General features: G+C 67.9%; 2 protein-coding genes and 1 pseudogene. 2 read left to right on the top strand and 1 reads right to left on the bottom strand.

The window, feature by feature from the left end:
- Both IEZ21_RS48365 and IEZ21_RS46845 read left to right on the top strand, forming a co-directional pair.
- A pseudogene (locus IEZ21_RS48365) lies at window positions 1-175 on the top strand (phosphotransferase); the annotation flags it as partial.
- A gap of 61 nt (window positions 176-236) precedes the next feature.
- Entirely contained in the window at window positions 237-1,217 is a 981-nt protein-coding gene (locus IEZ21_RS46845; protein WP_189327908.1) for an aldo/keto reductase, read from the top strand.
- 262 nt (window positions 1,218-1,479) lie between these two features.
- Here the strand turns inward: IEZ21_RS46845 and IEZ21_RS46840 are convergent, their stop codons facing one another.
- Window positions 1,480-1,701 carry a hypothetical protein gene (locus IEZ21_RS46840; protein ID WP_165339158.1) on the bottom strand — a complete coding sequence of 74 codons (222 nt, stop codon included), beginning with the start codon at window positions 1,699-1,701 and terminating at the stop codon, window positions 1,480-1,482.
- Window positions 1,702-2,273 lie beyond the last annotated feature (572 nt).

Here is a 2,273-nt window from a genome sequence, read left to right as displayed (position 1 = left end):
CGGGCCCCGGGCTGCCTTCCGTGCCGCGCTCGGCGTGGACGACGCCACCTGGGCCCGGGGCCGCGGCTGGGCCTTGGCCACGGCCCTGAGCGCCCACGTTTCCTACGCTGCTGTCAACTCCCGGGTCGCCGCGCAGACCACCCGTCAGATCACCGAGGCTCTCATCGGCCAATAGCGTTCCACCAGCAGGCAGCCCAACCAGGGCAGCAGTAACGAGATCGAGAGAGGGAAACGGCATGAAGTACACCAGGCTGGGCTCGACAGGGCTGAAGGTCTCGCGGGTCTGTCTCGGCATGATGAGCTACGGCGATCCCGCCCAGCGCGCGTGGTTCCTGGACGAGGAGGCGGCCGAGCCCATCGTGCGTCGGGCCGCGGAGGCCGGGGTGACGTTCTTCGACACCGCGGACATGTACTCGCGCGGCGTGAGCGAGGAGATCACGGGGCGGCTGCTCGACAAGCTCTTCCCCCACCGTGACGACTACGTGCTCGCCACGAAGATCTACTTCCCGATGGGCTCCGGACCCAACGACAGCGGCCTGTCGCGCAAGCACGTCCTGTCCGGCATCGATGCCTCGCTGCGGCGGCTGGGGACCGACCACGTGGATCTGTACCAGATCCACCGGTGGGACTACGAGACGCCGATCGAGGAGACCATGGAGGCGCTGCACGACGTGGTGCGCTCCGGCAAGGCCCGTTACATCGGCGCGTCCAGCATGTTCGCCTGGCAGTTCGCCAAGGCCCAGCATGTCGCGGAGACGCGCGGCTGGACGAAGTTCGTGTCGATGCAGAACCACTACAACCTGGCCTACCGCGAGGAAGAGCGCGAGATGATCCCGCTCTGCCTCGATCAGGGAGTGGGCTGCATCCCGTGGAGCCCACTGGCGCGCGGGCTGCTCGCCGGTTCCCGCGAACGCGGCGGCAAGCAGCTCACGGTCCGCGCGGGCAGCGACCAGTACGCCGAGGAACTGTACGGGGACGCCGACTTCGACGTGGTCGACGCGGTGCGCGAGGTCGCCGCTGAGCGGGGGCTGCCGCCCGCACAGATCGCCCTGGCGTGGCTGCTCGGCAAGCCTGCGATCAGCGCACCGGTTGTGGGCGCGACCAAGATGCACCATCTGGACGACGCGGTCGCGGCGGTGGAGGTGTCTCTGAGCGAGGAGGAGATCGCCCGCCTGGAGGCCCCGTACCAGCCCCACCGAGTCCTCGGCCACTCCTGACGTGACCGCCCTGGCATCGGTGACGGCTCCCCGGGACCGTCGGCGGCCAGGGCCTGTCTGAGTGTCACAGTTGGCTGTGACCGTCTGGTCAACCGAGACAAAGACACAACGGCTTCATGGGGTGTGCGAGGCTTCTTCGGCGGCCGAGGCGGAACCGAGCCGTGGCCACCCGATACGACAAGCGCCGCTACGTCTGCCTCGGCACCGCCCTCGCCGCGGCACTGGTGATCTGGCTCCGCTCGTGAGCGCCAAGATCAGTCCTTTATCCGTCCTCCGGCAGGTGGAAGTAGACGGTCCCCGACCGCCAGGGGCCATGTGCGGTCGTCTCCGATTCGATCACCACGTCCTGGATCTCAACAGGGCCCAACACCTCGATGGCATCGGCCAGCCGTCGCAAGAGGGCCGGAACGCTGTCGCAGCCCGGGCCAGCGGGGTTGGCCTGCGAGAAATGGCGCACGGTCCAATGCTTCGGAGTATCAATCATGGGCTGATCGTAAGACCTGCCGTGGTCAGCAGACCGACCGCTGGGGCCGGGGCCACGTACCGGCCTCGAGATGTCCGCCGGACGACGGATCTCTCGGTGCCGAGCTGTACCGCAGGCCGTTTGGCCCGCGCGTGGCAACCCTGGCGGGACGTTCCGGTCCCACTGCTGGATCCCCGCTGGATCGTGCTCCGAGAACGGCGGTCTTTGCAGGTCATTGCACCGCTGACAATGTTCCGCTTCAACGTATGAATGATTCCGCCCCCTGGCCTTGCGTGATGAATCCGCAGGGCAGAGGGTGTTTTGCGGATGCGGGGTCGCGTGCTGCAGACCCATGGAGTCCCCTCCCTGTGCTCGTTCGAGAGTCTCACCGGTTCCCGCACTGCCGGGCGGGAACCGGTGCAATCCATTTCTCCCGGCGGCTACTCGGGGTGTTCACCCTCACCGCTGCCACAGCCCTCGGGCTCCTCCTCGGTTCGCGCCCCGGCTCGTCCGGTCCATCGCCGACGGTCAGCCGCGCACGTGCAGCCGGAAACCTGTGCTGCCCGCAGGCTCCAGTCCCTCCTTCAGGTGCA

It is taken from the genome of Streptomyces flaveus, from assembly GCF_014647675.1.
GTDB lineage: Bacteria > Actinomycetota > Actinomycetes > Streptomycetales > Streptomycetaceae > Streptomyces > Streptomyces flaveus.
This window is presented reverse-complemented; position numbering and strand designations above follow the sequence as displayed.